At 69.8% G+C, this 23299-nt stretch carries 21 protein-coding genes; 12 read left to right on the top strand and 9 right to left on the bottom strand.

What is annotated here, in order from left to right; translation table 11 throughout:
* Window positions 1-37: 37 nt before the first annotated feature.
* Window positions 38-1237, bottom strand: a complete 1200-nt coding sequence (locus ACIBO2_RS50910) for a glycosyltransferase (RefSeq protein WP_358540655.1) — start codon at window positions 1235-1237, stop codon at window positions 38-40.
* A gap of 12 nt (window positions 1238-1249) precedes the next feature.
* Window positions 1250-1588 carry a glycosyltransferase family 9 protein gene (locus ACIBO2_RS50905; protein WP_358540658.1) on the bottom strand — a complete coding sequence of 113 codons (339 nt, stop codon included), beginning with the start codon at window positions 1586-1588 and terminating at the stop codon, window positions 1250-1252.
* 538 nt (window positions 1589-2126) lie between these two features.
* Here ACIBO2_RS50905 and ACIBO2_RS50900 point away from each other — a divergent pair.
* Together ACIBO2_RS50900 and ACIBO2_RS50895 are read left to right on the top strand one after the other, a co-directional pair.
* Window positions 2127-2732, top strand: a complete 606-nt coding sequence (locus tag ACIBO2_RS50900) for an HAD-IIIA family hydrolase (protein WP_358540661.1) — start codon at window positions 2127-2129, stop codon at window positions 2730-2732.
* Between the two features lie 243 nt (window positions 2733-2975).
* A complete protein-coding gene (locus ACIBO2_RS50895) occupies window positions 2976-3257 on the top strand; it encodes a WhiB family transcriptional regulator (RefSeq protein ID WP_363994248.1) in 282 nt (93 codons plus the stop codon).
* Here ACIBO2_RS50895 and ACIBO2_RS50890 read toward each other — a convergent pair.
* Window positions 3196-3678 carry a peptide deformylase gene (locus ACIBO2_RS50890; protein WP_358540664.1) on the bottom strand — a complete coding sequence of 161 codons (483 nt, stop codon included), beginning with the start codon at window positions 3676-3678 and terminating at the stop codon, window positions 3196-3198. The two genes, ACIBO2_RS50895 and ACIBO2_RS50890, sit on opposite strands and share 62 nt — an antisense overlap.
* 253 nt (window positions 3679-3931) lie before the next feature.
* On the opposite strand from ACIBO2_RS50890, the gene ACIBO2_RS50885 reads away from it, so the two are divergent.
* Together ACIBO2_RS50885 and ACIBO2_RS50880 are read left to right on the top strand one after the other, a co-directional pair.
* The gene (locus ACIBO2_RS50885; RefSeq protein ID WP_397304694.1) at window positions 3932-5104 is read left to right on the top strand and encodes a uroporphyrinogen-III synthase; all 1173 of its coding nucleotides are present in this window, start codon (window positions 3932-3934) and stop codon (window positions 5102-5104) included.
* A gap of 116 nt (window positions 5105-5220) precedes the next feature.
* On the top strand, window positions 5221-6051 hold the full coding sequence (locus tag ACIBO2_RS50880) for a sirohydrochlorin chelatase (RefSeq protein ID WP_397304693.1): 831 nt from the start codon (window positions 5221-5223) through the stop codon (window positions 6049-6051).
* Between the two features lie 394 nt (window positions 6052-6445).
* On the opposite strand, the gene ACIBO2_RS50875 is transcribed toward ACIBO2_RS50880, so the two are convergent.
* The 3 genes from ACIBO2_RS50875 to ACIBO2_RS50865 all read right to left on the bottom strand — a co-directional run bounded on the left by ACIBO2_RS50875 (window position 6446) and on the right by ACIBO2_RS50865 (window position 8693).
* A complete protein-coding gene (locus ACIBO2_RS50875) occupies window positions 6446-6937 on the bottom strand; it encodes a hypothetical protein (protein ID WP_358540673.1) in 492 nt (163 codons plus the stop codon).
* Between the two features lie 239 nt (window positions 6938-7176).
* A complete protein-coding gene (locus tag ACIBO2_RS50870; RefSeq protein WP_358540675.1) occupies window positions 7177-8031 on the bottom strand; it encodes a PAC2 family protein in 855 nt (284 codons plus the stop codon).
* 200 nt (window positions 8032-8231) lie between these two features.
* Complete coding sequence (locus tag ACIBO2_RS50865) at window positions 8232-8693, bottom strand: universal stress protein (protein WP_358540678.1); 462 nt, start codon at window positions 8691-8693, stop codon at window positions 8232-8234.
* 92 nt (window positions 8694-8785) lie between these two features.
* Here ACIBO2_RS50865 and metH point away from each other — a divergent pair, with 92 nt between their 5' ends.
* The 8 genes from metH to ACIBO2_RS50825 all read left to right on the top strand — a co-directional run bounded on the left by metH (window position 8786) and on the right by ACIBO2_RS50825 (window position 20286).
* On the top strand, window positions 8786-12250 hold the full coding sequence (gene metH, locus ACIBO2_RS50860) for a methionine synthase (RefSeq protein ID WP_358540681.1): 3465 nt from the start codon (window positions 8786-8788) through the stop codon (window positions 12248-12250).
* Window positions 12251-12444: 194 nt separating this feature from the next.
* Window positions 12445-13086 carry an HAD family phosphatase gene (locus ACIBO2_RS50855; RefSeq protein ID WP_358540684.1) on the top strand — a complete coding sequence of 214 codons (642 nt, stop codon included), beginning with the start codon at window positions 12445-12447 and terminating at the stop codon, window positions 13084-13086.
* A gap of 447 nt (window positions 13087-13533) precedes the next feature.
* Window positions 13534-14055 (top strand): cellulose synthase, encoded by a 522-nt coding sequence (locus ACIBO2_RS50850; protein ID WP_358540687.1) that lies wholly within the window; start codon window positions 13534-13536, stop codon window positions 14053-14055.
* Between the two features lie 251 nt (window positions 14056-14306).
* The gene (locus ACIBO2_RS50845; protein ID WP_358540690.1) at window positions 14307-15305 is read left to right on the top strand and encodes an ABC transporter permease; all 999 of its coding nucleotides are present in this window, start codon (window positions 14307-14309) and stop codon (window positions 15303-15305) included.
* Between the two features lie 57 nt (window positions 15306-15362).
* Complete coding sequence (locus tag ACIBO2_RS50840; protein ID WP_397304692.1) at window positions 15363-17126, top strand: ABC transporter substrate-binding protein; 1764 nt, start codon at window positions 15363-15365, stop codon at window positions 17124-17126.
* A 93-nt stretch (window positions 17127-17219) separates the two neighbouring features.
* Window positions 17220-18233: an ABC transporter permease gene (locus ACIBO2_RS50835; RefSeq protein ID WP_358540695.1), complete on the top strand. Its 1014-nt coding sequence runs from the start codon at window positions 17220-17222 to the stop codon at window positions 18231-18233.
* Window positions 18230-19264 (top strand): ABC transporter ATP-binding protein, encoded by a 1035-nt coding sequence (locus ACIBO2_RS50830; RefSeq protein WP_358540699.1) that lies wholly within the window; start codon window positions 18230-18232, stop codon window positions 19262-19264. The genes ACIBO2_RS50835 and ACIBO2_RS50830 overlap by 4 nt, the downstream gene beginning before the upstream one ends.
* Window positions 19261-20286: a dipeptide ABC transporter ATP-binding protein gene (locus ACIBO2_RS50825; protein ID WP_358540702.1), complete on the top strand. Its 1026-nt coding sequence runs from the start codon at window positions 19261-19263 to the stop codon at window positions 20284-20286. Before ACIBO2_RS50830 ends, ACIBO2_RS50825 begins: the two co-directional genes overlap by 4 nt.
* 85 nt (window positions 20287-20371) lie before the next feature.
* Here ACIBO2_RS50825 and ACIBO2_RS50820 read toward each other — a convergent pair whose 3' ends face one another.
* The 3 genes from ACIBO2_RS50820 to ACIBO2_RS50810 form a co-directional block, all read right to left on the bottom strand.
* Window positions 20372-21055: a response regulator transcription factor gene (locus ACIBO2_RS50820; protein ID WP_225291287.1), complete on the bottom strand. Its 684-nt coding sequence runs from the start codon at window positions 21053-21055 to the stop codon at window positions 20372-20374.
* Window positions 21052-22230: a sensor histidine kinase gene (locus tag ACIBO2_RS50815; RefSeq protein WP_358540705.1), complete on the bottom strand. Its 1179-nt coding sequence runs from the start codon at window positions 22228-22230 to the stop codon at window positions 21052-21054. The genes ACIBO2_RS50820 and ACIBO2_RS50815 overlap by 4 nt, the downstream gene beginning before the upstream one ends.
* Window positions 22231-22422: 192 nt before the next feature.
* Window positions 22423-23283 (bottom strand): RecB family exonuclease, encoded by an 861-nt coding sequence (locus ACIBO2_RS50810; protein ID WP_358540708.1) that lies wholly within the window; start codon window positions 23281-23283, stop codon window positions 22423-22425.
* Window positions 23284-23299: the final 16 nt, after the last annotated feature.

Below are 23299 nucleotides of genomic sequence, written 5' to 3'. Positions count from 1 at the left end.
GGGCGTCGCATTTCAGACGCCCCGCAGGCTGCGCACCCTAGACGGACGACGCGGCGAGGCGGCCTACCTTGCCGTCGATCACCTGCGTGTACACGGCCTCGGTCTGCTGCGCGACGCGGGCCCAGCCGTACCTCTCCTGGGCGCGGCGGGCCCCGGCCGCGCCCAGTGCCCGGCGTCGGTCCTCGTCGGCGAGCACCTCGCGCAGGGCCCTGGCCAGCGCGCGCGGGCGGCGGGGCGGCACCAGCACGCCGCAGCCCGCGACCGTGTCGAGGTGGCCGCCGACGGCGGAGGCGACGACCGGCGCGCCGCACGCCATCGCCTCGACCGCCACCATGCCGAACGGCTCGTACCAGGGCACGCAGACCACCACGTCCGCCGAGCGCATGAGCGCCGGGACCCGCTCGCGGGGCACGCTGCCGATCACGTGCACCCGGTCCCCGACCCCGAACCCGGCCGCCAGTTCACGCAGCCGCGCAGCCTCCTCGCCGTCCCGCTGCCCGCCGGCGATCACCAGGTCGGCCCCGGGGAGCCCGCGCATGGCCTGGATCACGGTGTCGACGCCCTTGCGCGGCACCTGGCGGCCGATGCTGAGCACCATCGGGCGCCGGGCGCCGACGGCCACGCGCGGCGCGACCGGGCCACGGGGGCAGAACTCGGTCAGGTCGACGCCGCACGGCACGACCGCGATGCGCCGCTCGGGCACACCCATCGAGAGCAGCTCGCTCACCTCGTCGCCGCAGGTGGCCAGCACTCTGTCGGCGCGGGCGCCGATCTCACGCTCCGTCGCGAGGCGGTGCGCCGGACTGGTGTCCGCGGGGCCCTGCCAGCGCCGCTTGACCGTGCCCAGCGCGTGGAAGGTCTGCACCACCGGTACGTCCTCGGTCGCCTGCAGGGCCGCCTGGCCGCTCATCCAGAAGTGCGCGTGCGCGATGTCGGGCCGGCGCACCGACCAGCGGTCGGCGAGACGATCGGTGAACTCCGGCATGTACAGCGGGAGCTCGTCCTTCGGGATCGGAACCGGGGGCCCGGCCGTGACGTACTCGACCGTGACGCCGGGCGCCAGGGGCACCGAGTCCGGCTGGACCGGATCGGAGCGGCGGGTGTGGACGACGACCGTGTGCCCGCGCTCTCCCAGCGCGACGGCCAGCGCGGCGACGTAGACGTTCTGGCCACCTGAGTCGACGCTGCCGATCGCGGCCAGGGGGTCCGCGTGTTCAGAGATCAGATCGACATTCACTGGTCAGCTCCCTCACTGCCTTGACCACCACTGCTTGACCACCACTGCTTGACCACCTGCTCGCTTGTCACCTGTGACAGAGCTGAGTCCCCTGGTGTCCCGGCCAGAGCTCGCTGGACACCGAGGGCACTCCGTAGGGGCACACCGGGCGGACAGGACGAGCGGGGTGAACAGGCTCACGGCAGGCGTACCGACCACGGCTGCCGGGTGCGCGGGCCGGGTGTTTCCCGCCACGAGCACGCCGGCCCGCTCGATGAGGGCTGCCAGCTGTGAAAGCGTCGTTCTTCCGCCGAGGCCGACCGCGACATTGTGGGCGACACAGGCGGTGAGCTCGTGCTCCTTGCCTGTCACGACGACCCGGTGCCCGTCTTCGGCCAGCTCCCGGACCGCTTGCCGAGCCGTTCGGCAGGCCAGGTCCTGGCGGGTGCTGACGTCCCCGTGTGCACCACTACATACGCGCCTTCGCCGGCGCCTGTGCCGGTATCTATAAGGTGCCCGATAACGTGCCCGATATCCGGGAGGGGGCGCCGGACAGCGAGTTTTCCCTGATCATCGGGCGATAATTCGTACCCGGCCGCTCGCGCGGGCGCGAACATCCGCCCGCACCGCCCCACGTACCGCCCCAGAGCCGGCACCTCGACCGGCGAGGGATCGTCCGCCATCGGCCCTCATCTCGTTCCTACACCTGGACATAGAGAGGACGGCTACCGAGAGAAGCGGCCCTCAAACCTGATTCAGCCCTCTGTACTGCGGAAACAGGTTGAATGTCTGGTGGTTTGTCACGCTATGTAGTTGTTTGTGGAGGGGGTCCTCGGGTAGCTGAGGGACAGCGCGACGGAGCTTTTGCGACGGAGCTTTGCGACGGAGAGCTGTGCTACGGAGGTGAAGGGTGTTCGAACCACGACGTCCCGGAGCCGTGCTCTTCGACCGGGACGGGACCCTGATCAAGGACGTCCCCTACAACGGCGACCCCGCCAGGGTCGAGCCGATGCCGGGCGCGCTGGAGGCGCTGGCGCGGCTGCGCCGGGCCGACGTGCCGGTGGCGGTCGTCACCAACCAGTCGGGCGTGGCCAAGGGGTTGCTCACGCCGGACGAGATGGATCAGGTGAACGCCAGGGTCGAGGAGCTCCTCGGCCCGTTCGACGCGTGGGCCATCTGCGTACACGACGACTCCGACGGCTGCACCTGCCGCAAGCCCGCGCCGGGCCTGGTGATCAGGGCGGCGGCCGTCCTCGACGTCAGCCCGCGCGACTGCGTCGTGGTGGGTGACATCGGCAGGGTCATGGAGGCGGCCAGGGCGGCGGGGGCCAGGGGCATCCTGGTGCCGACCGGCGAGACCCGCAGGGAGGAGATCCAGCAGGCCGCCGAGGTGGCCGAGGACCTGTCCGACGTGGCGGACCGGGTGCTGAGCGCTGTCGCCCAGGCCGGCCAGGCGGCTCGCGTGAGCACGAGTGCGGCGGTCTGGTCACCGCTGGTGGGCTGGAGCCGTTGGTGAGGATCCCGCACCGGTACGTGCACGGCCCCTTCACATGCGCACGGCCCCTTCACATGCGCACGGCCCCTTCACATGCGCACGGCCCCTTCACATGCGCACGGCCCCTTCACATGCGCACGGCCCCTTCATATGTGACGAGCACGACTATGTGCTTCCGCTCGTTCCCGGCCCAGGTTCCTGGTCGGCTTGGATCGCTTTCTTGAGGATGTATGACCGAGAAAGTGATGGGTAGGGCCATTTGGCATGATGCCAATAGATTGGTCGCACAAGGCCGCCTGCCTGGTCGAAGACCCGGAATTGTTCTTCCCGATCTCGCCCGAGGGGCTGGGTCACGCGGAAGCCGAACGCGCGAAAGTCATCTGCCGCGACTGCCCGGTACGTGAGCCCTGTCTCGACTACGCGCTCAGCACCGGACAGGCCTACGGCGTCTGGGGCGGCACCGACCCGTCGCAACGACGGGAGATCATCCTGGCATCACCTCGGCGAGAAAGCGTTGGCGCTCGCCGTCCTCGAGGTGGTCGCTGAACAGCACGCCGTCGAGGTGGTCGACCTCGTGCTGCAGCACTCTGGCCAGCACACCCAGCGCCCGCACGGTCACACCCTTGCCGAAGGCGTCGCGGCCCCGAGCCGTCACCATGTACGAACGTTCCAGTGGCCACCACAGGCCCGGCGCCGACAGGCACGCCTCGTCGGCCGTGACACGCCGCTCCGACAGCTCCAGTCGCGGATTGACCAGGCATCCCGACTTGCCGTCGTAGGAGTAGACGACCACGCGTAGCGGCACCCCGATCTGGGGCGCGGCCAGCCCGGCGCGGCCGGCTCCCGCGCGCATCGTCGCGGTCAGGGACTTCACCAGCCCCCGGAGTTCGCGGTCGAAGTCGTGAACCGGCGCCGCCACCGAGCGGAGCACCGGATCGCTGAACATGCGAATAGGGCGGACTGTCACCGCAACTCCCCGATAGGCCGCGTGGTCTGGGGTGGTGCTTCCCACGCGCCTTCGGGATCAACCGCCAGGGTTCTGGGTTGTAGCACCGCGGTAACGCTCTTGGGTTGTAGCACAGCGGTAACAAAGGAGACCCAGCGGCGAAACCGCCCGAAAGCACTATCTAATCTGTGATCTCACTTCCGGCTCATGGACCTGTGATGCTTGGCCGGGCGCTCGGGGCCCGGCCAAGCCCATCACCACGGGGGGTGTTCGCGTGAACGCGCTTCCCCTCGACGACCCGGCGCGTGAGCTGGAGACGGCGCCGGACGCGCTGTCCGGCTTCACTGTCGGTGTGACCGCCACCCGGCGGCGCGAAGAGTTCGGCGCGCTGCTCGAACGGCGCGGCGCACGGGTGGTCAGCGCGCCCGCCATCAGGCTGGTGCCGCTCTCCGAGGACTCCGACCTGCTGGCCGCCACCCGGCTCAGCCTGGCCGGCCCGGTGGACGACGTGGTGATCACCACCGGCGTCGGCTTCCGCGGCTGGATGGCGGCGGCCGAAGGCTGGGGCCTTTCGGCCGACCTGGCCGACCACCTGACCAGGGCCCGCCTGCTCACCCGCGGCCCCAAAGCCAGGGGAGCGGTGCGCGCCGCCGGGCTGAACGACCACTGGACCCCCGCCACCGAGTCCTGCGAGGAGGTCAAGCAGTACCTCCTGGCCCAGGATCTGCACGGCCGCCGCATCGCGGTGCAGCAGCACGGCGAGCCGCTGACGGAGTTCGTCGAGGCGCTGCGGGAGGCCGGGGCCGAGGTGATCGAGATCCCGGTCTACCGGTGGCTGCCGTACCGCGATCCCTCGCCGCTGCGCCGCCTCATCACCCAGACGCTCTCCGGCGCCGTGGACGCCGTGGCCTTCACCAGCGCGCCCGCCGTACACGCCATGCTGGGCGCTGCCCGCGCCGAGGGGCTGGAGGAGCAGTTGCTGGCGGCGTTCGGCGATCGCGTCGTGGCGGCCTGCGTCGGGCCGGTCACCGCCGGGCCGCTGGTCACGCGCGGCGTACCTACCCTGCAGCCCGAAAGATCCCGCCTCGGCGCCCTGGCCAGGGCACTGGCCAGGCACCTGCCCGAACACGGCGTCACCCGGCTGGTGGCGGGCGGGCACCGGCTGGAGATCCGCGGGCACGCGGTGGTCGTCGACGGTGAGCTCAGGCCGCTGCCGCCCGCGCCGATGGCCGTGCTCAAGCGCCTGGCCGACAAGCCCGGCAATGTGGTCTCCCGCACCGACCTGCGTACCGTGCTGCCTGGCAGCCTGTCGCGCGACTCGGCGGAGCACGCGGTCGAGATGGCGATCACGCGGCTGCGGCGCGCCCTGGGGCCCGCCGGGATCGTCGAGACGGTGGTCAAACGGGGCTACCGGCTCGCCTGCAGCCACGAGACGGCGCCCCTGTGACGTCGTCCGCGCCCCAGGGGGCCACTCCCGTTTCTGGCGCGCCGATTCCGGGCGCGGCCGCACAGGTCGGTTCGAGCGCGTCGGTGTCGGCTGCGTCTGTGCGGGCCGGTTCGGCCGTGCCCACGTTGGTTCTGGCCGCGCACGGGACGCGGAGCGCGGCGGGGGAGCGGTCGCTGGCCGCCCTGGCGGCGGCGGTCAGACGGGCGCGGCCCCGGCAGCGCGTCGAGCTGAGCTACCTGGAGATCAGCTCGCCCCTGCTGGCCGACGTGCTGCCCACCGTCCCCGGGCCCGTGGTCGTGGTGCCGCTGCTGCTCGCCGGCGGCTACCACGTGCACATCGACCTGCCGAACGTCGTCGCCGAGCACCGCCCCGACGCGCTCGTCGCGCCGCCGCTCGGCCCGCACCGGCTGCTCACCGCCGCGCTCGCCCGCAAGCTGGCCCGCGCGGGACTGGGGCCCGCCGACACGGTCATCCTGGGTGCGGCGGGCTCCTCGGATCCGGCCGGGCTCGCCGACGTCCGTGCCGCCGCCCACCTGCTGGCGGTACGGCTGGGCCGCCCGGTCACGGCCGCGTTCACCTCGGCGGGCAGCCCTTCGCTCGGCGAGGCCGTGGATCGTCTCAGGTCGGGTCCGTTGTCAGGCGAGGCCGTGGATCGTCTCAGGTCGGGTCCGTTGTCAGGCGAGGGTGCGGATCGTCTCAGGTCGGGTCCGTTGTCAGGCGAGGCTGTGGAACGTCTCGGATCGGGCCCGGCGTCGCGCCTGGCGGTCGCCTCGTACCTGCTGGCGCCCGGCTTCTTTCACGACCGCCTGGCGGAGGCGGGCGCGGACCTGGTCAGCGAGCCTCTGGGAGCCGACCCGGCCGTGGTGGAGTTGATCTGGCACCGCTTCGACCAGACGAGGACCCGGACGGCCGTACCGAACACCTGGAGCGCCGTACAGACCGCTTAGCTCGGCTCCAACCGCCGCCGACGGCGTCCCTGGCCACGACACTTCAGGGCCGCACACTCAGGGCCGCAGCACTCACGGCCGCGACGCCCGCAGTCCCGGCGCTCGCGATCCCGAGGGACGCGATTTGGACGGACGCGATTCGGACGCTCGCGATTCGGACGCTCGCGATCCCGAGGGACGCGATTTGGACGGACGCGATTCGGACGCTCGCGATCCCGAGGGACGCGATCCCGACGGACGCGATCCGGCGCCCCCGATCCCGACGGACGCGATCCGGCGCCCCCGATTCCGGCGCCCGGCAGGGCGGCCAGCGACCGCTCCCCCGCCGCGCTCCGCGTCCCGTGGTCGGTGGTCGGTGGTCGGTGGTGAGGGTGGGCGGTGCAGTTGGGGAGTGTCAGGCGGGGGCGGGTTCGAGGCGGAGTTCGCGGACGATCTCCTGGGCGCCGGCGTCCCGGGACGGTCCCGCGTCGGCGCCCACGAACATCTCGATGTAGGCGTGGTGGAAGCACCCCGCCAGCAGCAGCCGGGCGGTGCCCTCCGGGTCGACGCCGGCGGCCACCCGGCCCAGACGCTGCTCGCCCTCCAGATAGGCGGCCAGCGGGAGGATCTCCGTCATCGGCCCGAGCCCGTGATCGCGTACGGCCTGCCGGAAGCGGACGGTGACGGACGGCGAGGTGACCGCGGGCAGCGCCACGGCCTGCACATCCGTGTAGTAGTCGATGCCCGCCCGCACGATGGGCAGCAGGTTGTCGGTGACGCTGCCCCTGCCGACGCGGTGGGACAGTCCGTGCAGGATGCTGAGCCAGAGCGGGAGCCGGTCCTGCAGCAGGGCGAGGAAATGGTCCACGGAGCCGCCGGGGCGATCATCCCTGAGAGAGAGCGCCATCTCCAGGATGCGTCGCCGGGTGTCCTGACTCCTCTGGTGCGGGTCTACGTGGGAAGTCGCCATGGTTGGCCTAACGTGCGCAGTCACATGGATAGGTTCACGTGGGTAGGTGCAACGTGGCATTCGCGGCCGGGGTCCTGGTGACGAGCCGGTCCTGGGGATCCAACTTGGTGCAAAGTTGTATGGCTACCGATTATTACCTGAAACTTCCAGAAAGTTCGGTAAACAAAGGCTGCGAGTCAGCTGTCAGTGTCGCGGTCCCGGCGCCGCAGGTAGCGCTCGAACTCGGCGGCGATCGCGTCGCCGCTGGCCTCGGGCAGCTCAGCGGCGTCCTTGCGCTCCTCGAGCTCCTTGACGTATTCGGCCACCTCACTGTCCTGGGAGGCGAGCTCGTCCACGCCGTTCTCCCAGGCGCGGGCCTCCTCGTCGAGATCGCCGAGCGGCATCGGGATCTCCAGCAGGTCTTCGAGGCGGCGCAGCAGCGCCAGCGTGGCCTTGGGGTTGGGCGGCTGGGCCACGTAGTGCGGCACCGACGCCCACAGCGAGACGGCGTCGAGGCCGGCGTCGCCGAACGACTGCTGGAGGACGCCCACGATGCCCGTGGGGCCCTCGTAGCGGCTCAGCTCCAGGTTGGTCGAGCGGGCCAGGTTTTCGTCCGTGGCGCCGCCCAGGATCGGCACGGGGCGGGTGTGCGGTGAGTCGTTGAGCAGCGCGCCGAGCATCACGGCCAGCTCGACGCCGAGCTCGCGGCAGACCTCGACGATGTCGGCGCAGAACGACCGCCACCGCATGTTGGGCTCGATGCCGCGCAGCAGCACCACGTCACGCTCGACGCCCGGCGGCCGGGCGCGCAGCAGCCGCGTCGTCGGCCAGATGATGGAGCGGGTCAGGCCGTCGCCCATCTCCACGACGGGCCGGGTGACCTGGAAGTCGTAGTAGTCGTCGGGATCCAGCTCGACCAGCGGCTCCGCCTTCCAGGCGGACTCGAGGTGGGCGATCACACCACTGGATGCCTCGCCGGCGTCGTTCCACCCTTCGAACGCGGCTATGAGCACCGGGTCGACGAGCTCGGGGAGCCTTTCGAACTCGATCACGTGTCGCCTCCTCTCTCCGCTGTCCAGCTAAGCCTATGCGGTGAGGAGGCGGTCATGTCACGGAGTAACGATGATCAGTCATCGTCGCGGAGCGACCGGTCAGACGCCGCCACGTGGCGCCGGCCCGGGCGCCCTCAGGTCAGGCGCTCGCACTCGGCGCGGGGTGAGAGTAAGGCGCGGCCGCCGGCACGGAGTGATGGTCAGGCGCGGCCGCCGGAGGTGCTGTGGACGATCAGCACGTCGCAGGAGGCGCGGTGGGCCACGTGCGAGGGCACCGAGCCGAGCAGCCGCCCCGCCAGGCTGTTGAGCCCGCGGTTGCCGACGACCAGCAGATCCGCCTGGTGCGCGGCGGCCAGCGTGATGAGTACGTCGACCGCGTCGCCCTCCTCCGCCGCCAGGACGACCTCGGTCGCGCCGGCGGCGACGGCGTGCTCGCGGGCGGCTCTCAGGGCGTCGTCTGCGGGGGTGGAGCCGCTCACCTTGTAGGCCAGGTCGCCGAGCCGGTCCGCGGCGGCGGCCCGCTCGCTCGCCCGCATGGGCAGGTACGCGCACGCCAGGACGAGGGTGGCGCCGGTCGCGCCGGCCAGGGACGCCGCCGCGGAGACGGCGCGGAAGGAGGAGGCGGAGCCGTCGGTGCCGGCCAGCACGGTGCGGTAGGCCATCGGGAACCCCTATTAGACATTTGGTCAAATTGTCTTCTTGGCAGAATAGCCGTCCGCTCAAGCCTTTCTGCACAGCCGATAAGCTCTAGCCCATGAGCAGCTCCCCGTCCTTCCGTGAAGTGTTGTCCCAGCGAGTGATCGTCGCCGACGGGGCGATGGGGACGATGTTGCAGGCCCAGGACCCCACCCTCGACGACTTCGAGGGTCACGAGGGCTGCAACGAGGTGCTGAACGTCACCCGTCCCGACATCGTGAGCGGCGTCCACGACGCCTACTTCGCCGTGGGCGTCGACTGCGTGGAGACCAACACCTTCGGCGCCAACCTGGCGGCCCTGGGCGAGTACGACATCCCCGAGCGGGTCTTCGAATACTCCGAGGCGGGCGCCAGGATCGCGCGCGAGCGGGCCGACCACTGGTCCACGCCCGAGCAGCCGCGCTTCGTGCTCGGCTCGATGGGCCCCGGCACCAAGCTGCCGACCCTGGGGCACCTGCCCTACCAGAAGCTGCGCGAGTCCTATCGCGACAACGCGGCGGGCCTGATCGCGGGCGGCGCCGACGCGTTGATCATCGAGACCTGCCAGGACCTGCTCCAGGTCAAGGCCGCCGTCATCGGCGCCAAGCGGGCCGCCGAGGAGTCCGGGCGCGACGTGCCGATCATCGCCCAGGTGACGATCGAGACCAACGGCGCCATGCTGCTGGGCTCCGAGATCGGCGCCGCGCTGACCGCGATCGAGCCGCTGGGCGTCGACCTGATCGGCCTCAACTGCGCCACCGGCCCGGCCGAGATGAGCGAGCACCTGCGCTACCTGGCCAGGCACTCCCGGCTGAAGCTCTCGTGCATGCCCAATGCCGGCCTGCCGGTGCTGACCTCCGACGGCGCCTATTATCCGCTCGGCGCCGACGAGCTCGCCGACGCGCACGAGACCTTCACCCGCGACTACGGCCTGTCGCTGGTCGGCGGCTGCTGCGGCACCACCCCCGAGCACCTGCGCAAGGTCGTCGACCGCGTGCGCGGCAGGCAGACGGCCGCGCGCCGCCCGCACCCCGAGCCGGGCGCCTCCTCGCTCTACCAGACCGTGCCGTTCCGCCAGGACACCTCCTACCTGGCCATCGGCGAGCGGTGCAACACCAACGGCTCCAAGGCCTTCCGCGAGGCCATGCTCGAAGGCCGCTGGGACGACTGCGTGGAGATGGCCCGCGAGCAGGCCCGCGGCGGCGCCCACCTGCTCGACCTGTGCGTCGACTACGTGGGCCGCGACGGCGTGGCCGACATGAAGGAGCTGGCCTTCCGGCTGGCCACCGCCTCCACGCTGCCGATCATGCTCGACTCGACCGAGTCGGAGGTGCTGCGGGCCGGGCTGGAGATGCTCGGCGGGCGTGCGGTGGTCAACTCGGTCAACTACGAGGACGGCCGCGGCCCCGACTCACGCTTCCACAAGACGATGACGGCCGTACGCGAGCACGGCGCCGCCGTCGTGGTCATGTGCATCGACGAGAACGGCCAGGCCCGCACGGCCGCCGAGAAGGTACGCATCGCGAGCGAGACCATCGACGACCTGGTCGCCAACTGGGGCATGCAGGTGTCCGACATCATCGTCGACTGCCTCACCTTCACCATCGCCACCGGCATGGAGGAGAGCCGCCGCGACGGCCTGGAGACCATCGAGGGCATCCGCGAGCTCAAGCGCCGCTACCCCGACGTGCAGACCACGCTGGGCCTGTCCAACATCTCCTTCGGCATCAACCCGGCCTCGCGCATGGTGCTCAACTCGGTGTTCCTCAACGAGTGCGTCAACGCCGGGCTCGACTCGGCCATCGTCCACGCCTCCAAGATCCTGCCGATGTCGCGCATCCCCGACGATCAGCGCCAGGTCGCGCTCGACATGGTCTATGACCGCCGCCGCGAGGGCTACGACCCGCTGCAGCGCTTCATCGACATGTTCGAGGGCGTCGACGCCTCGGCCATGCGGGAGGGCAGGGCCGAGGAGCTGGCCGCGCTGCCGCTGTGGGAGCGGCTCAAGCGGCGCATCATCGACGGCGAGAAGAAGGGGCTGGAGGCCGACCTCGACGCCGCCCTGGAGCAGCGGCCCGCCCTGGAGATCATCAACAACGTGCTGCTCGACGGCATGAAGACGGTCGGCGAGCTGTTCGGCTCCGGGCAGATGCAGCTGCCGTTCGTGCTGCAGTCGGCCGAGGTGATGAAGACCGCCGTCGCCTACCTCGAACCGCACATGGACCGCGTCGAGGGCGAGACGAAGGGCCGCATCGTGCTGGCCACGGTCAAGGGCGACGTGCACGACATCGGCAAGAACCTGGTCGACATCATCCTGTCCAACAACGGCTACCAGGTGGTCAACCTCGGCATCAAGCAGCCGGTCTCCGCGATCCTGGAGGCGGCCGACGAGCAGAAGGCCGACGTCATCGGCATGTCCGGACTTCTGGTGAAGTCGACGGTCATCATGAAGGAGAACCTGGAGGAGATGAACTCCAGGGGCATCTCCGACCGCTACCCGGTGCTGCTCGGCGGCGCCGCCCTCACCCGCGCCTACGTCGAGCAGGACCTGGCCGAGCTGTTCGCCGGCGAGGTCCGCTACGCCCGCGACGCCTTCGAGGGGCTGCGGCTCATGGACTCCTTCATGGCCGTCAAGCGCGGCGTCGCCGGCGCCACGCTGCCGCCGCTGCGCGAGCGCCGGGTCAAGACCGGCGCCGTCCTGACCCGCACGCCGGAGGAGGAGCTGCCCGCCCGCTCCGACGTGGCCGCCGACAACCGGGTGCCGGTGCCGCCCTTCCAGGGCGACCGCATCGTCAAGGGCATCTCGCTGAGCGACTACTCCGCCTTCCTCGACGAGCGGGCGCTCTTCCTCGGGCAGTGGGGCCTCAAGCCCACGCGCGGCGGCGACGGCCCCGGCTACGACGAACTCGTCGAGACCGAGGGACGGCCGCGGCTGCGCATGTGGCTCGACCGCATCCAGACCGAGGGGCTGCTGGAGGCGGCCGTCGTCTACGGCTACTTCCCGTGCGTCAGCGAGGGCGACTCGCTGATCATCCTCGACGAGGCCGGAAACGAGCGCACCCGCTTCGCCTTCCCGCGCCAGCGCCGTGACCGGCACCTGTGCCTGTCCGACTTCTTCCGCTCGCGCGAGTCGGGCGAGGTGGACGTGGTCGGCTTCCAGGTCGCCACGATGGGCGGCAAGATCTCCGAGGCGACGGCCGAGCTGTTCGCCAAGGACGCCTACCGTGACTACCTGGAGCTGCACGGGCTGTCGGTGCAGCTCACCGAGGCGCTGGCCGAATACTGGCACGCCCGGGTCCGCGCCGAGTGGGGGATCGGCGGCGAGGAGTCGCTGGACGACATGCTCAAGGTCAACATCCAGGGCTGCCGCTACTCCTTCGGCTACCCGGCCTGCCCCAACCTCGAGGACCAGGTGCAGCTGTTCCAGCTCCTGGACCCGGAGCGGATCGGGGTCACGCTGTCGGAGGAGTTCCAGCTCCACCCGGAGCAGGCCACGTCCGCCCTGGTCGCCCACCACCCTGAGGCGAAATACTTCAACGTCTGAATACTTTCAACGTCTGACCCGGCCCGAGCGCCGCTCATCCGGGCGGCCTCCGGGCGTTGTGGGGCGCTCGTCCGGCCTCGCTCTCGGTCACCCCCCGTGGGTGAGGCCCCGGCGCTCGCGATCTTCTCGTCGGCGGTGAGAATGGCGGGACGGGGTGCCGTCGCGGCGCCGTACACGAACCGATCGGGGGATGCATGGAAGCCGTCTTCTTCGACATGGACGGGTTGCTGGTCGACAGCGAGAAGGTGTGGCTGGAGATCGAGACCGAGGTGATGGCGCGACTCGGCGGCGAGTGGACGCTCGACCACCAGGCGCACCTCGTCGGCGGCTCCATGGAACGCACCGTCGCCTACATGCTCGCCGTCTCCGGCTCGTCGGTCTCCCCGGAGGACCTGCGCGAGTGGATGATCGACGGCATGGTGGCCCGCCTGGCGGACGGCGTGGCGCTCATGCCCGGAGCCTCCGAACTGCTCGACGCCGTACGCGAGGAGGGCATCCCGGTCGCGCTGGTGACCTCGTCGCTCAGGGAGATCGCCGACGCGGTGCTCAAGGGCGTCGGCCGTGACCGCTTCGACGCCATCGTGACGGCCGACGACGTGACTCGCACCAAGCCCGACCCCGAGCCCTACCTGACGGCGGCCGACCTGCTGGGCGTCGACCCGGTGCGCTGTGTCGTCCTGGAGGACTCGCCCAACGGCGTGGCCGCCGCCACAGCCGCGGGCTGCGCGGTCGTAGGGGTCCCCAGCCTCCTGCCCATCGACCCGGCTCCCGGCCGCCTCGTGGTCGCGTCTCTGACGGACGTCACGATCCCCACCCTCCGCGCGTTGATCCCCTGACCCAGCCGATTTCCCTGAACGGGCCGATTTCCCTGAACGGGCCGATTCCCCTGAACGGGCCGATTCCCCTGAACGGGCCGATTCCCCTGAACGGGCCGATTCCCCTGAACGGGCCGATTTCCCTGAACGGGGCGGCTCTCCGAGCGGGCCGATTCCCTGGTCGCGCCTCCGGCTGACGATCCGTCGAAACCGAGGAGCGCGCGTAACGGCGGCCGGCCACCATCCGGTCAGAGACCGTATTCCTGGAAGCCCTCCGCCCCGTGCGGCGGGTGGCGGGTTCCCCATGCTTGCCGTACAAAAAAGTAAAGCTTTCACCCCGGCAAGAGGGCGAACCCCAACCGCACGCAAGCCGATCCCCTAAGGGAGGGCCGGTACCTGGGGAGGAGGGACGGCGGGAGGGAGCGTGCCAGGATGGGGAGCACAGCCACATAACAGAGGGGCGGCGGAATGACTTTCGAGCAGATCTACTGGTTGCCGCTGTGCGCCGGGGTGACCATCGCGGGGCTGGTGCTCAGTTTCCTGGCCTTCCGGCGCAGAGGCGCGGCGGCCGGCATGAGGATGGCCGCGTGGGCGCTGCTCCCGCTGGCCGCCTACCTGACCAACGCGTTGCAGTCGTTGTGGACCATCGGCGCCACCATCGTGAGTTTCGTGACGAGCCTGATCTTCAACCCCCTTGTCTGGGCGGGTGTCGCCGTGACCGGGCTGTCCGTGGTGCTGTTCGTGGCCTCGGGGTTCATGCGCGGCCGGAAGCTGAAACTGGCGCGCGACGGCAAGCCGGGCAAGGCCGCGGAGGCCCCGGCGGCGCCGCAGCAACGCGCTGTCGGCCAGAGGGCGGGGCAGCCGGCCGGACAGGCAGCGGGACCGGCGGGCCAGCCTGCAGGAAAGCCTGCCGCGGCGCCGGCGAAGAAGAACAACGACGATGACTTCTCCGACATCGAGGATATTCTCAAGCGCAGGGGCATCAGCTGATCCGAGGTGTGTCACAGTTCCGAGACGCAACCGGGACGGGGCGTAGACAAACTTCCCAAGATCGATACGAATGAGTTTCGCGTCAATCACAGTTGAGCCACATCCCGCCCTGAGGGGCTGGTCACACCAGCTCAGGCCATAGATTCTGCCTCCTGAGGACGCGACTAGCGACTTCACCAGCGCGGCGCATAACCTGATCGGGACCGCCGCCCATTCGGACGACGTCGTCTGGCATCCAGGGGGCTATTGGCATGACCGCACCGCTCGATGTTCCGGGCTCGGCTATCGAAGCCGGACCGGAAACCGTTCTGGAGGGCGCGGACTCCTCAGTCATCCGAGGGCGTTCCCTTGGCCAGATCGCATGGATGCGGCTGAAGCGCGACAAGATCGCGATGATCGGCGGCATCGTCATCGTCGTGCTGATCCTCGTCGCCATCTTCGCGCCGCTGCTGGTGTCGTGGCTCGGTCACCCGCCGGCGGAATGGCACCGGGAGAAGATCGACCCGGCCATCCAGGCGCCGATCGGCACGTTCGGCGGCATGAGCTGGGACTTCCTGTTCGGGGTCGAGCCCACCACGGGCCGTGACCTGTTCAGCCGGGTCCTCTACGGCGCGCGCGTCTCGCTGCTCATCGCCTTCTTCGCGACGCTGCTCTGCGTCTTGCTCGGCACCGTGTTCGGGATGATCGCCGGTTTCTTCGGTGGCTGGATCGACACGGTCATCAGCCGGCTCATGGACATCTTCCTCGCCTTCCCGCTGCTGGTGTTCGCGCTGGCGCTCGGCGGGGTGATCCCCGACAAGGCGTTCGGGATGTCCGGTGACACGCTGAGGATCAGCCTGCTCGTGTTCATCATCGGCTTCTTCAACTGGCCCTATATCGGGCGTATTATCCGAGGTCAGACGCTGTCTCTGCGTGAACGGGAGTTCGTCGACGCCTCCAGGAGCCTGGGCGCGCGCAACCACATCATCCTGTTCAAGGAGATCCTGCCGAACCTGCTGGCCCCGATCCTGGTCTACTCGACGCTGCTGATCCCGTCGAACATCCTGTTCGAGGCCGCGCTCTCCTTCCTCGGCGTGGGCGTACGGCCGCCGACCCCGACGTGGGGAGGCATGTTGGCTGACGCGGTCCACAACTACGAAGTGGCGCCCAACTACATGGTCTTCCCCGGTCTCGCGATCTTCGTCACCGTGCTGGCGTTCAACCTGCTCGGCGACGGCCTGAGGGACGCCTTCGATCCCAAGGCTCGATGACCTCGTGAGTTATCCCGCAAATTTTGGACTCCTAGTTACAAGGGGTGTGTCAGGTCGATGAAGATAAAATCCATGGCGTCGGCGGTCGCGATCACCGCCGCTCTCGCCCTGGCCGTCTCCGCGTGTGGTGGCGGCGGCTCTGCCAAGAAGACCGGCGGTGCCACCGCTGAGGCGCCCGCCAGCCAGTACAACGCCGGAGTGACGCAGGTCGTCAACCCGTCCGACAAGACGGGCGGCACGCTCCACATGGGCATGCCGGGCGACTTCGACTCGGTTGACCCCGGCGACCAGTACTACGGCTACGCCTGGAACTTCTCCCGCCTTTACACGCGCGCGCTGACCATGTTCAAGCCGGTGCCGGGCAAGGAGGGCCTCGAGCTCGTCGGTGACCTGGCCGAGGGCCTCGGCAAGGCCAGCGACGGCGGCAAGACCTGGACGTACACGCTGCGCAAGGGCATCAAGTTCGAGGACGGCACCCCGATCACGTCCAAGGACGTGAAGTACGCGGTGGCCCGCTCGCTGGACAAGGAGATCCTGCCCAGCGGCCCGACCTACTTCAACGACTGGCTCGACAACGGCGACTACACCGGCCCGTACAAGATGAAGGACAAGCTCGACTCCTGGAAGGGCATCGACACGCCCGATGACCAGACGGTCGTCTTCCATCTGAAGAAGGCCTACGGCGGCTTCGACTACTTCGCCATGCTCCCGTCGACGGCCCCGGTGCCGGCGGCCAAGGACACCGGCACCAAGTACAAGGAGCACCCGGTCGCGACCGGCCCGTACATGTTCAAGGCCCACGAGCTCGGCAAGCGCATCGAGCTGGTCAAGAACCCCAACTGGGACGCGGCGACCGACCCCAACCGCAAGCAGCTCAACGACTCGATCGAGGTGCTGCTCGGCCAGAACGAGGACGACCTCGACCAGCGCCTGCTCTCGGGCAAGATCGACGTCAAGATCAACAGCACCGGCGTGGGGGCCAACGCCCGCAAGACCGTCCTGACCGACGACAAGGTCAAGCAGTACGCCGACTCCGCGCCGCTCGACCGTACCTGGTTCACCAACCTCAACGCCGACGTGCCGCCGCTGGACAACATCCACTGCCGCAAGGCCGTGCTGTACGCCGCTGACCGCTCCGCGATCCAGGGCGCCTACGGTGGTCCCGATGCCGGTGGCGAGGTCGCCCTCAGCCTCATGCCGTCGAAAATGACCGGTTACGAGAAGAACGACCTCTACGGCGTCGAGGCCAACCCCGGCGGCGACGTGAACAAGGCGAAGGAAGAGCTGAAGGCCTGCGGCCAGCCCAACGGCTTCAGCACCACCATCTCCTTCCGCGTCGAGCGCGCGGCGGAGAAGCAGACCGCCGAGTCGCTGCAGCAGTCGCTCGGCCGCGTGGGCATCAAGCTGGAGGTCAAGGGCTTCCCGCAGGGTGACTACTTCAAGCTGTACGCCGGCAAGCCCGACTTCGCCAAGAAGAACGGCCTGGGCCTCATGGTCTACGGCTGGGGCGCCGACTACCCCGAGGGCTTCGGCTTCTTCCAGCAGATCGTCGACAGCCGCGTCATCCGCGCCGCCGGTAACACCAACCTCGGCGTGAAGGACCCGGAGATCGACAAGCTGATCGACCAGGCCGCGGCGGAGCAGGACGCCACCAAGCGCAACGCGGTCTGGGCCTCGGTCGACAAGAAGGTCATGGACGACGCGTTCATCCTGCCCTACGTCTGGGCGCACGGCCTGTTCTACCGGCCGCCGACGCTGAAGAACGCGTTCGTCAGCCAGAACTTCGGGATGTACGAGTTCCTGACGCTGAGCACCCAGTAACCCGGTCCGGGAAAACCTCCGGAACGTTCGTCGAAAGCAGGTGAAGGCTTCGGCGGCCGGGCCCACAAGGCCCGGCCGCCATAGCCGAGATCAGTGGCCACATACATCATCAGACGGTTGATAGCGGCCGTCATGCTGCTCTTCGTGGTGAGCATCGCGACGTTCGCCATCTTCTTTCTCGTCCCGCGGCTCGCCGGGATGTCCGCTGACGACCTCGCTTCCCGCTACGTGGGCAAGGCCGCCAACGACCAGATGATCCACGAGGCCGCCGTCAGGCTGGGCTTCAACGACCCGCTGGTCGTGCAGTACGGGCGGTTCGTGAAGGGCATCTTCGTCGGCGTCGACCGCAACTACGGTCCCGGCGTCGAGCACTGCCCCGCCCCGTGCTTCGGCTACTCCTACGTCACCCAGAACCCGGTGATGCCCGACCTGCTCGACCGGCTGCCGATCACCCTGTCACTGGCGCTCGGCGCCGCCGTGGTGTGGGTGGTGTTCGGCGTCTCGACCGGCGTGCTGTCGGCGCTGCGGCGCGGCAGCTTCTTCGACCGCCTCTCGATGGGTGTGGCCCTGGCGGGCGTGTCGCTGCCCATCTTCTTCACCGGCATCGTGTCGCTGGCCATCTTCCGCGACCAGCTCGGCCTGGTCGGCGACGTCGCCGACTGGGTGCCGTTCTCGGAAGACCCGCTCACCTGGGCGAACAACCTCATCCTGCCCTGGGTGACGCTGGCCTTCCTGTACGCGGCCGGTTACGCCCGGCTCACCAGAGCGGGCATGCTGGAGACCATGTCGGAGGACTACATCCGCACGGCGCGGGCCAAGGGCCTGCCCGAACGCATGGTGGTGGTCAAACACGGCCTGCGTGCCACGCTCACGCCCGTGATGACCATGTTCGGCCTCGACCTGGGCCTGCTGCTCGGCGGCGCGGTGCTGACCGAGAGCACGTTCTCGCTGCCCGGCATCGGCAAGTACGCGGTCGACGCCATCAACAACAACGACCTCCCCCAGGTGATGGGCGTCACGCTGACCGCGGCGGTCTTCATCATCCTGGCCAACCTGATCGTCGACCTGCTCTACGCGGTGGTTGACCCGAGAGTGAGGCTGACGTGAGCGAGAGCCCCTTTCTCGACGTCAAGGACTTGAAGATCCACTTCTCGACCGACGACGGCGTGGTCAAGTCCGTCGACGGGCTGTCCTTCAGCCTCGAACGCGGCAAGACCCTGGGCATCGTCGGCGAGTCCGGATCGGGCAAGTCGGTCACCAGCCTCGGCATCCTCGGCCTGCACCGCGGCAAGAACGCCCACGTCTCCGGCGAGATCTGGCTCGATGGCGAAGACCTCGTCACCGCCTCGCAGGAGCACGTACGCCGGCTGCGCGGCCGCAAGATGGCGATGATCTTCCAGGACCCGCTGTCGTCGATGCACCCCTTCTACTCGGTGGGCGACCAGATCATCGAGGCGTACCGCATCCACCACAAGGTCTCCAAGAGCGTGGCCCGCAAGCACGCCATCGACATGCTGGGCCGGGTCGGCATCCCCGAGCCCAAGCGCCGGGTCGACTCCTACCCGCACGAGTTCTCCGGCGGCATGCGCCAGCGCGCCATGATCGCGATGGCGCTGTCGTGCGACCCCGAGCTGCTCATCGCCGACGAGCCGACCACCGCGCTCGACGTGACCGTGCAGGCGCAGATCCTCGACCTGATGCGTGACCTGCAGCGTGAGTTCAACTCGGCGCTGATCATCATCACCCACGACCTGGGCGTGGTGGCCGAGCTGTCCAACGACATCCTGGTCATGTACGCGGGCAAGTGCATCGAGTACGGCTCGGCCGAGGACATCTTCTACCGGCCCGAGCACCCCTACACGTGGGGACTGCTGGGCTCGATGCCCCGGCTCGACCGGGAGCCCACCGAACGGCTCCTGCCCGTCAAGGGCACCCCGCCGTCGCTGATCAACGTGCCGTCGGGCTGCGCCTTCCACCCCCGCTGCCCCTACTCCGACCAGACCGACGGTCAGTCCAAGGCCGAGATCCCCGCCTTGATCAACACCGACCCCGGCCACCTGGTGCGCTGCCACCTGAGCAGGACGCAGCGGCGGACGCTGTGGGAGAACGAAGTCAAGCCAGTGCTGGAGACGCAGTGACCACCTCGAACGAGCCGCTTCTTTCCGTCCAGGGCCTGGAGAAGCACTTCCCGGTGACCAAGGGCCTGCTCAAGCGGCAGGTCGGGGCCGTCAAGGCGGTCGACGGGATCAGCTTCGAGGTGTTCAAGGGTGAGACGCTCGGCCTGGTGGGGGAGTCGGGCTGCGGCAAGTCCACCACCGGCCGGCTGGTGACCAGGCTGCTGGAGCCGACCGGGGGCAAGGTCGTCTTCGAGGGCCGCGACATCACCCACATGAGTCAGGGCAAGCTCCGGCCGCTCCGCCGCGACATGCAGATGATCTTCCAGGACCCGTTCTCGTCGCTCAACCCCCGCCACACGGTCGGCACCATCGTCGGCGCCCCGTTCCGCATCCAGGGCGTGCAGACCGAGCACGGGATCAAGAAGGCCGTCCAGGACATCCTCCAGCTGGTCGGGCTCAACCCGGAGCACTACAACCGCTACCCCCACGAGTTCTCGGGCGGCCAGCGCCAGCGCATCGGCATCGCCCGCACGCTCGCGCTGAAGCCCAAGCTGATCATCGCCGATGAGCCGGTCTCGGCGCTGGACGTCTCGATCCAGGCCCAGGTGGTCAACCTCCTGGAGGACCTGCAGAACGAGCTGGACCTCACCTACGTGGTCATCGCCCACGACCTGTCGGTGGTCCGCCACATCAGCGACCGGGTCGCGGTGATGTACCTCGGCAAGATCGTGGAGATCGCCGACCGCAAGAGCTTGTACAGCGTCCCCATGCACCCTTACACCAACGCGCTGCTGTCGGCGGTCCCGATCCCGGATCCCAAGGCCCGCGCGGACGGCGACCGCATCAGGCTGACGGGCGACGTCCCGAGCCCGCTCAACCCGCCGCCCGCCTGCCGCTTCCACACCCGGTGCTGGAAGGCCCAGGACATCTGCAAGACGGTGGAGCCGCCCCTGGAGGAGCTGGCCAGCGGCCACCGCGTGGCCTGCCACTTCCCGGAGAACGCCCCCGCCCAGGCGCCGGAGACGGCCGCCACGACCTCCTGACGCCGGTCGGCGGATGGGGGCTCCCCACCGCCGACCGTTCAGATCGTCCTCGCCGCCACGGTTGTTCTCGCCGCCACGCTGAAGATCAGGAAGCGGCGCCCGGCGTCGCGAGGCCGGTCTCATAGGCGAGGACGACCGCCTGAACGCGGTCGCGCAGGCCCAGCTTGGTGAGCACGTTGCCGACGTGCGTCTTGACCGTCGTCTCGCTGACCACCAGCTTCCGGGCGATCTCCGCGTTGGACATCCCCTTGGCGATCAGCCGCAGCACCTCCAGCTCCCGCTCGGTCAGCCGGTCGAGCCGCGCCGGGGTCGCCTGCTCATACGCCGACGGCAGCCGCTTGGAGAAGCGGTCCAGCAGCCGGCGGGTCACGCTTGGCGCCACGATCGCGTCGCCCGCCGCCACCACCCGGATCGCCTGCACCAGCTCGTCCGGCGGCACGTCCTTCAGCAGGAACCCGGAGGCGCCCGCCCGCAGCGCCTCCACGATGTACTCGTCCAGGTCGAACGTCGTCAGCACCAGCACCTTCGGCACGTGCGCCGTCGGCGCCGCCTCCCGCACGATCCTGCGCGTCGCCTCGATGCCGTCGACCCCGGGCATCCGGATGTCCATCAGCACGACGTCGGGCAGCAACGCCCGCGTCTGCTCCTGCGCGTCCTTGCCGTCACCGGCCTGCCCCACCACCGTGATGTCGGGCTCGGCCTCGAGTATCAGCCGGAAACCGGTGCGCAGCAGCGGCTGGTCGTCCACCAGCAGCACCCTGATCGTCATGGTGAGTCCTTCAACGGGAACCTCGCGCGCACCTCGAAACCGCCCCCCGGTCGCGGACCGATGCTGAGGATTCCACCATAGAGGGCAACTCGCTCGCGAATGCCCACCAAACCATGCCCTGGCGGCCCGGAGAGGCTCGCCGGCCCCCGCCCGTCGTCCTCCACCCGCACGTCCAGCTCACGCGGACCATGGCGTACGGTCACCACCGCCTTGGCGCCCGCCCCCGCGTGCCGCAGGCTGTTGGTCAGACCCTCCTGGATCAGCCGGTAGGCGGCCAGATCGACCCCGGCGGGGATCGGCCGGGCATCGCCCTCGACCGACAGCCGCGTGGCCAGCCCCGCCTCCCGCATCTGCTCCACCAGCGCCGGCAGATCGTCCATCCCCGGCTGCGGCCCCAGCTCGGCCCGGGCGTCGGTACGCAGCACGCCCACGATGTTGCGCATCTCGCTCATCGCCATCCGGCCCGTGTGCTCGATGGCCGACAGCGCCTCACGCGCCATGTCGGGATCGGCGGCCAGCACCCGGCGCGCGGCCGCCGCCTGCACCGTCATCACGCTCACGTGATGGGCCACGACGTCGTGCAGCTCGCGGGCTATCCTCGAGCGCTCCTCGGCCCGCGCGGCCCGCGTATCGGCCGCGTAGGCGCGCTCCAGCCGGGCCGCGCGGTCCTTCAGCTCCTCCAGGTACGCGCGGCGCAGCCGCAGGCTCCGCCCGGCCCCCCAGACCGCGAGAAGCACGATGAACGCCACCAGATGCTCACTCCAGTTGCCGCCGGTGACCGGGCTCAGCGCCCCGGCGAACGCGTAGGCCAGGAACGACAGCAGCAGCGCGCACAGCGCCACGGCCAGCCCCCGGAGAGAGGCCACCGAGTAGAGCAGCACCAGCACCGGCGCCGCCGCCGCGCCGGAGCCGTAACCCAGCCCGGTCAGCAGCGTCTCGGGCAGCAGCCCCGCGCACAGCGTCGCCAGCGGCCAGCGCCTGCGCACGGCGACCGGCGCGCACGCCAGCAGCACCAGCACGGCGCCGAACGAGTCGGCGCTGCGCATCTCGTCGACCGCCTGGCCGCCGCCCGGCTCCAGCAACGCCGAATCGGCGGACAGGAAGAGCCAGACCGAGACCGCGGCCAGCGCCACGGCGAACAGGGAGTCGTGGAACCTGGCCCGATCGATGCGCACCGCTTCACTGTAGGTCCAGGTGAAAGCCCGGAACCTCCTCCCTTGGGAGGAGAGCCGGACTCCTACAGGCTGTCCATGGCCGCCCGCCGGCCGCTCCGGACCGCGCCGCGTGTGGCCGTCCGGCGGTCGCTCCGGAGCGGGTGGCCTACGGCTCGTCCGTGGCCGCCGACCGGTTGCTCCGGAGCGGGCGGCCTACAGCTCGTCCGTGGCCGCCCGGCGGTTGCTCCGTACGGTGTCGCCCGGCTGCCGGTCGGGCACCGGCGGCGGAGTGCCGCCGAACTCCGGGCAGATCGCCTGATGGTCGCACCAGTCGCACAGGCGGCTGCGCCGCGCCCGCCACTCGCCCGTCTCCAGCGACCGCTCGATCGCCGTCCACAGCGCCCGCACCTTGCGCTCGGTGGCCAGCAGATCGGCCTCATCCGGCGCGTAACGCAGCACCTCGCCGCCGCCGCCCAGGTAGACCAGCTGCAGCAGCCTGGGCACCTGGCCGCGCAGCCGCCACAGCACCAGCGCGTAGAACTTCATCTGGAACAGCGCCTTGGCCTCGAAGTCGGGGCCCGGCGCGCTGCCGGTCTTGTAGTCGACGACCCGCACCTCCCCGGTCGGCGCCACGTCGAGCCGGTCGACGTAGCCGCGCAGCATGAGGCCGCCGTCGAGGACCGCCTCCACATAGAGCTCCCGCTCGGCGGGCTCCAACCGCGTCGGGTCCTCCAGCGTGAAATAGCGCTCCAGCATCGCCCGCGCCTGCGCCAGCCACGTCGCCTGCTCCTCGTCATCGGCGAACATCTCGGCGTAGTGCGGATCATCGGACAGCAGCCGCTCCCACTGCGGCCCCAGCAGCTCCAGCGCCGCCTCCACCGAACGACGCGGCGCGGGCAGGTCGTACAGGCGCTCCAGGACCGCGTGGATCACCGTGCCGCGCACGGCGGCCGCCGAGGGCTTCTCCGGCAACTGGTCGATCACGCGGAAGCGATAGAGCAACGGACAGGTCATGAAGTCGCCCGCCCGGGAGGGGGAGAGGGCTCCGATGATCACCGGTTCGGTCAACGTCATGCACCGCACTCTAGGT

This window comes from Nonomuraea sp. NPDC050022 (genome assembly GCF_044460705.1).
In the GTDB taxonomy this organism is placed as follows: domain Bacteria; phylum Actinomycetota; class Actinomycetes; order Streptosporangiales; family Streptosporangiaceae; genus Nonomuraea.
This window is presented reverse-complemented; position numbering and strand designations above follow the sequence as displayed.

What these genes read in the sequence shown, in the direction of transcription:
- ACIBO2_RS50820 (WP_225291287.1), bottom strand. Translation starts at nt 21,055, where the DNA reads ATGACGATCAGGGTGCTGCTGGTGGACGACCAGCCGCTGCTGCGCACC.
- ACIBO2_RS50865 (WP_358540678.1), bottom strand. Translation starts at nt 8,693, where the DNA reads ATGGCCTACCGCACCGTGCTGGCCGGCACCGACGGCTCCGCCTCCTCC.
- ACIBO2_RS50845 (WP_358540690.1), top strand. Translation starts at nt 14,307, where the DNA reads ATGACCGCACCGCTCGATGTTCCGGGCTCGGCTATCGAAGCCGGACCG.
- ACIBO2_RS50850 (WP_358540687.1), top strand. Translation starts at nt 13,534, where the DNA reads ATGACTTTCGAGCAGATCTACTGGTTGCCGCTGTGCGCCGGGGTGACC.
- ACIBO2_RS50855 (WP_358540684.1), top strand. Translation starts at nt 12,445, where the DNA reads ATGGAAGCCGTCTTCTTCGACATGGACGGGTTGCTGGTCGACAGCGAG.
- metH (WP_358540681.1), top strand. Translation starts at nt 8,786, where the DNA reads ATGAGCAGCTCCCCGTCCTTCCGTGAAGTGTTGTCCCAGCGAGTGATC.
- ACIBO2_RS50895 (WP_363994248.1), top strand. Translation starts at nt 2,976, where the DNA reads ATGATGCCAATAGATTGGTCGCACAAGGCCGCCTGCCTGGTCGAAGAC.
- ACIBO2_RS50810 (WP_358540708.1), bottom strand. Translation starts at nt 23,283, where the DNA reads ATGACGTTGACCGAACCGGTGATCATCGGAGCCCTCTCCCCCTCCCGG.
- ACIBO2_RS50840 (WP_397304692.1), top strand. Translation starts at nt 15,363, where the DNA reads ATGAAGATAAAATCCATGGCGTCGGCGGTCGCGATCACCGCCGCTCTC.
- ACIBO2_RS50875 (WP_358540673.1), bottom strand. Translation starts at nt 6,937, where the DNA reads ATGGCGCTCTCTCTCAGGGATGATCGCCCCGGCGGCTCCGTGGACCAT.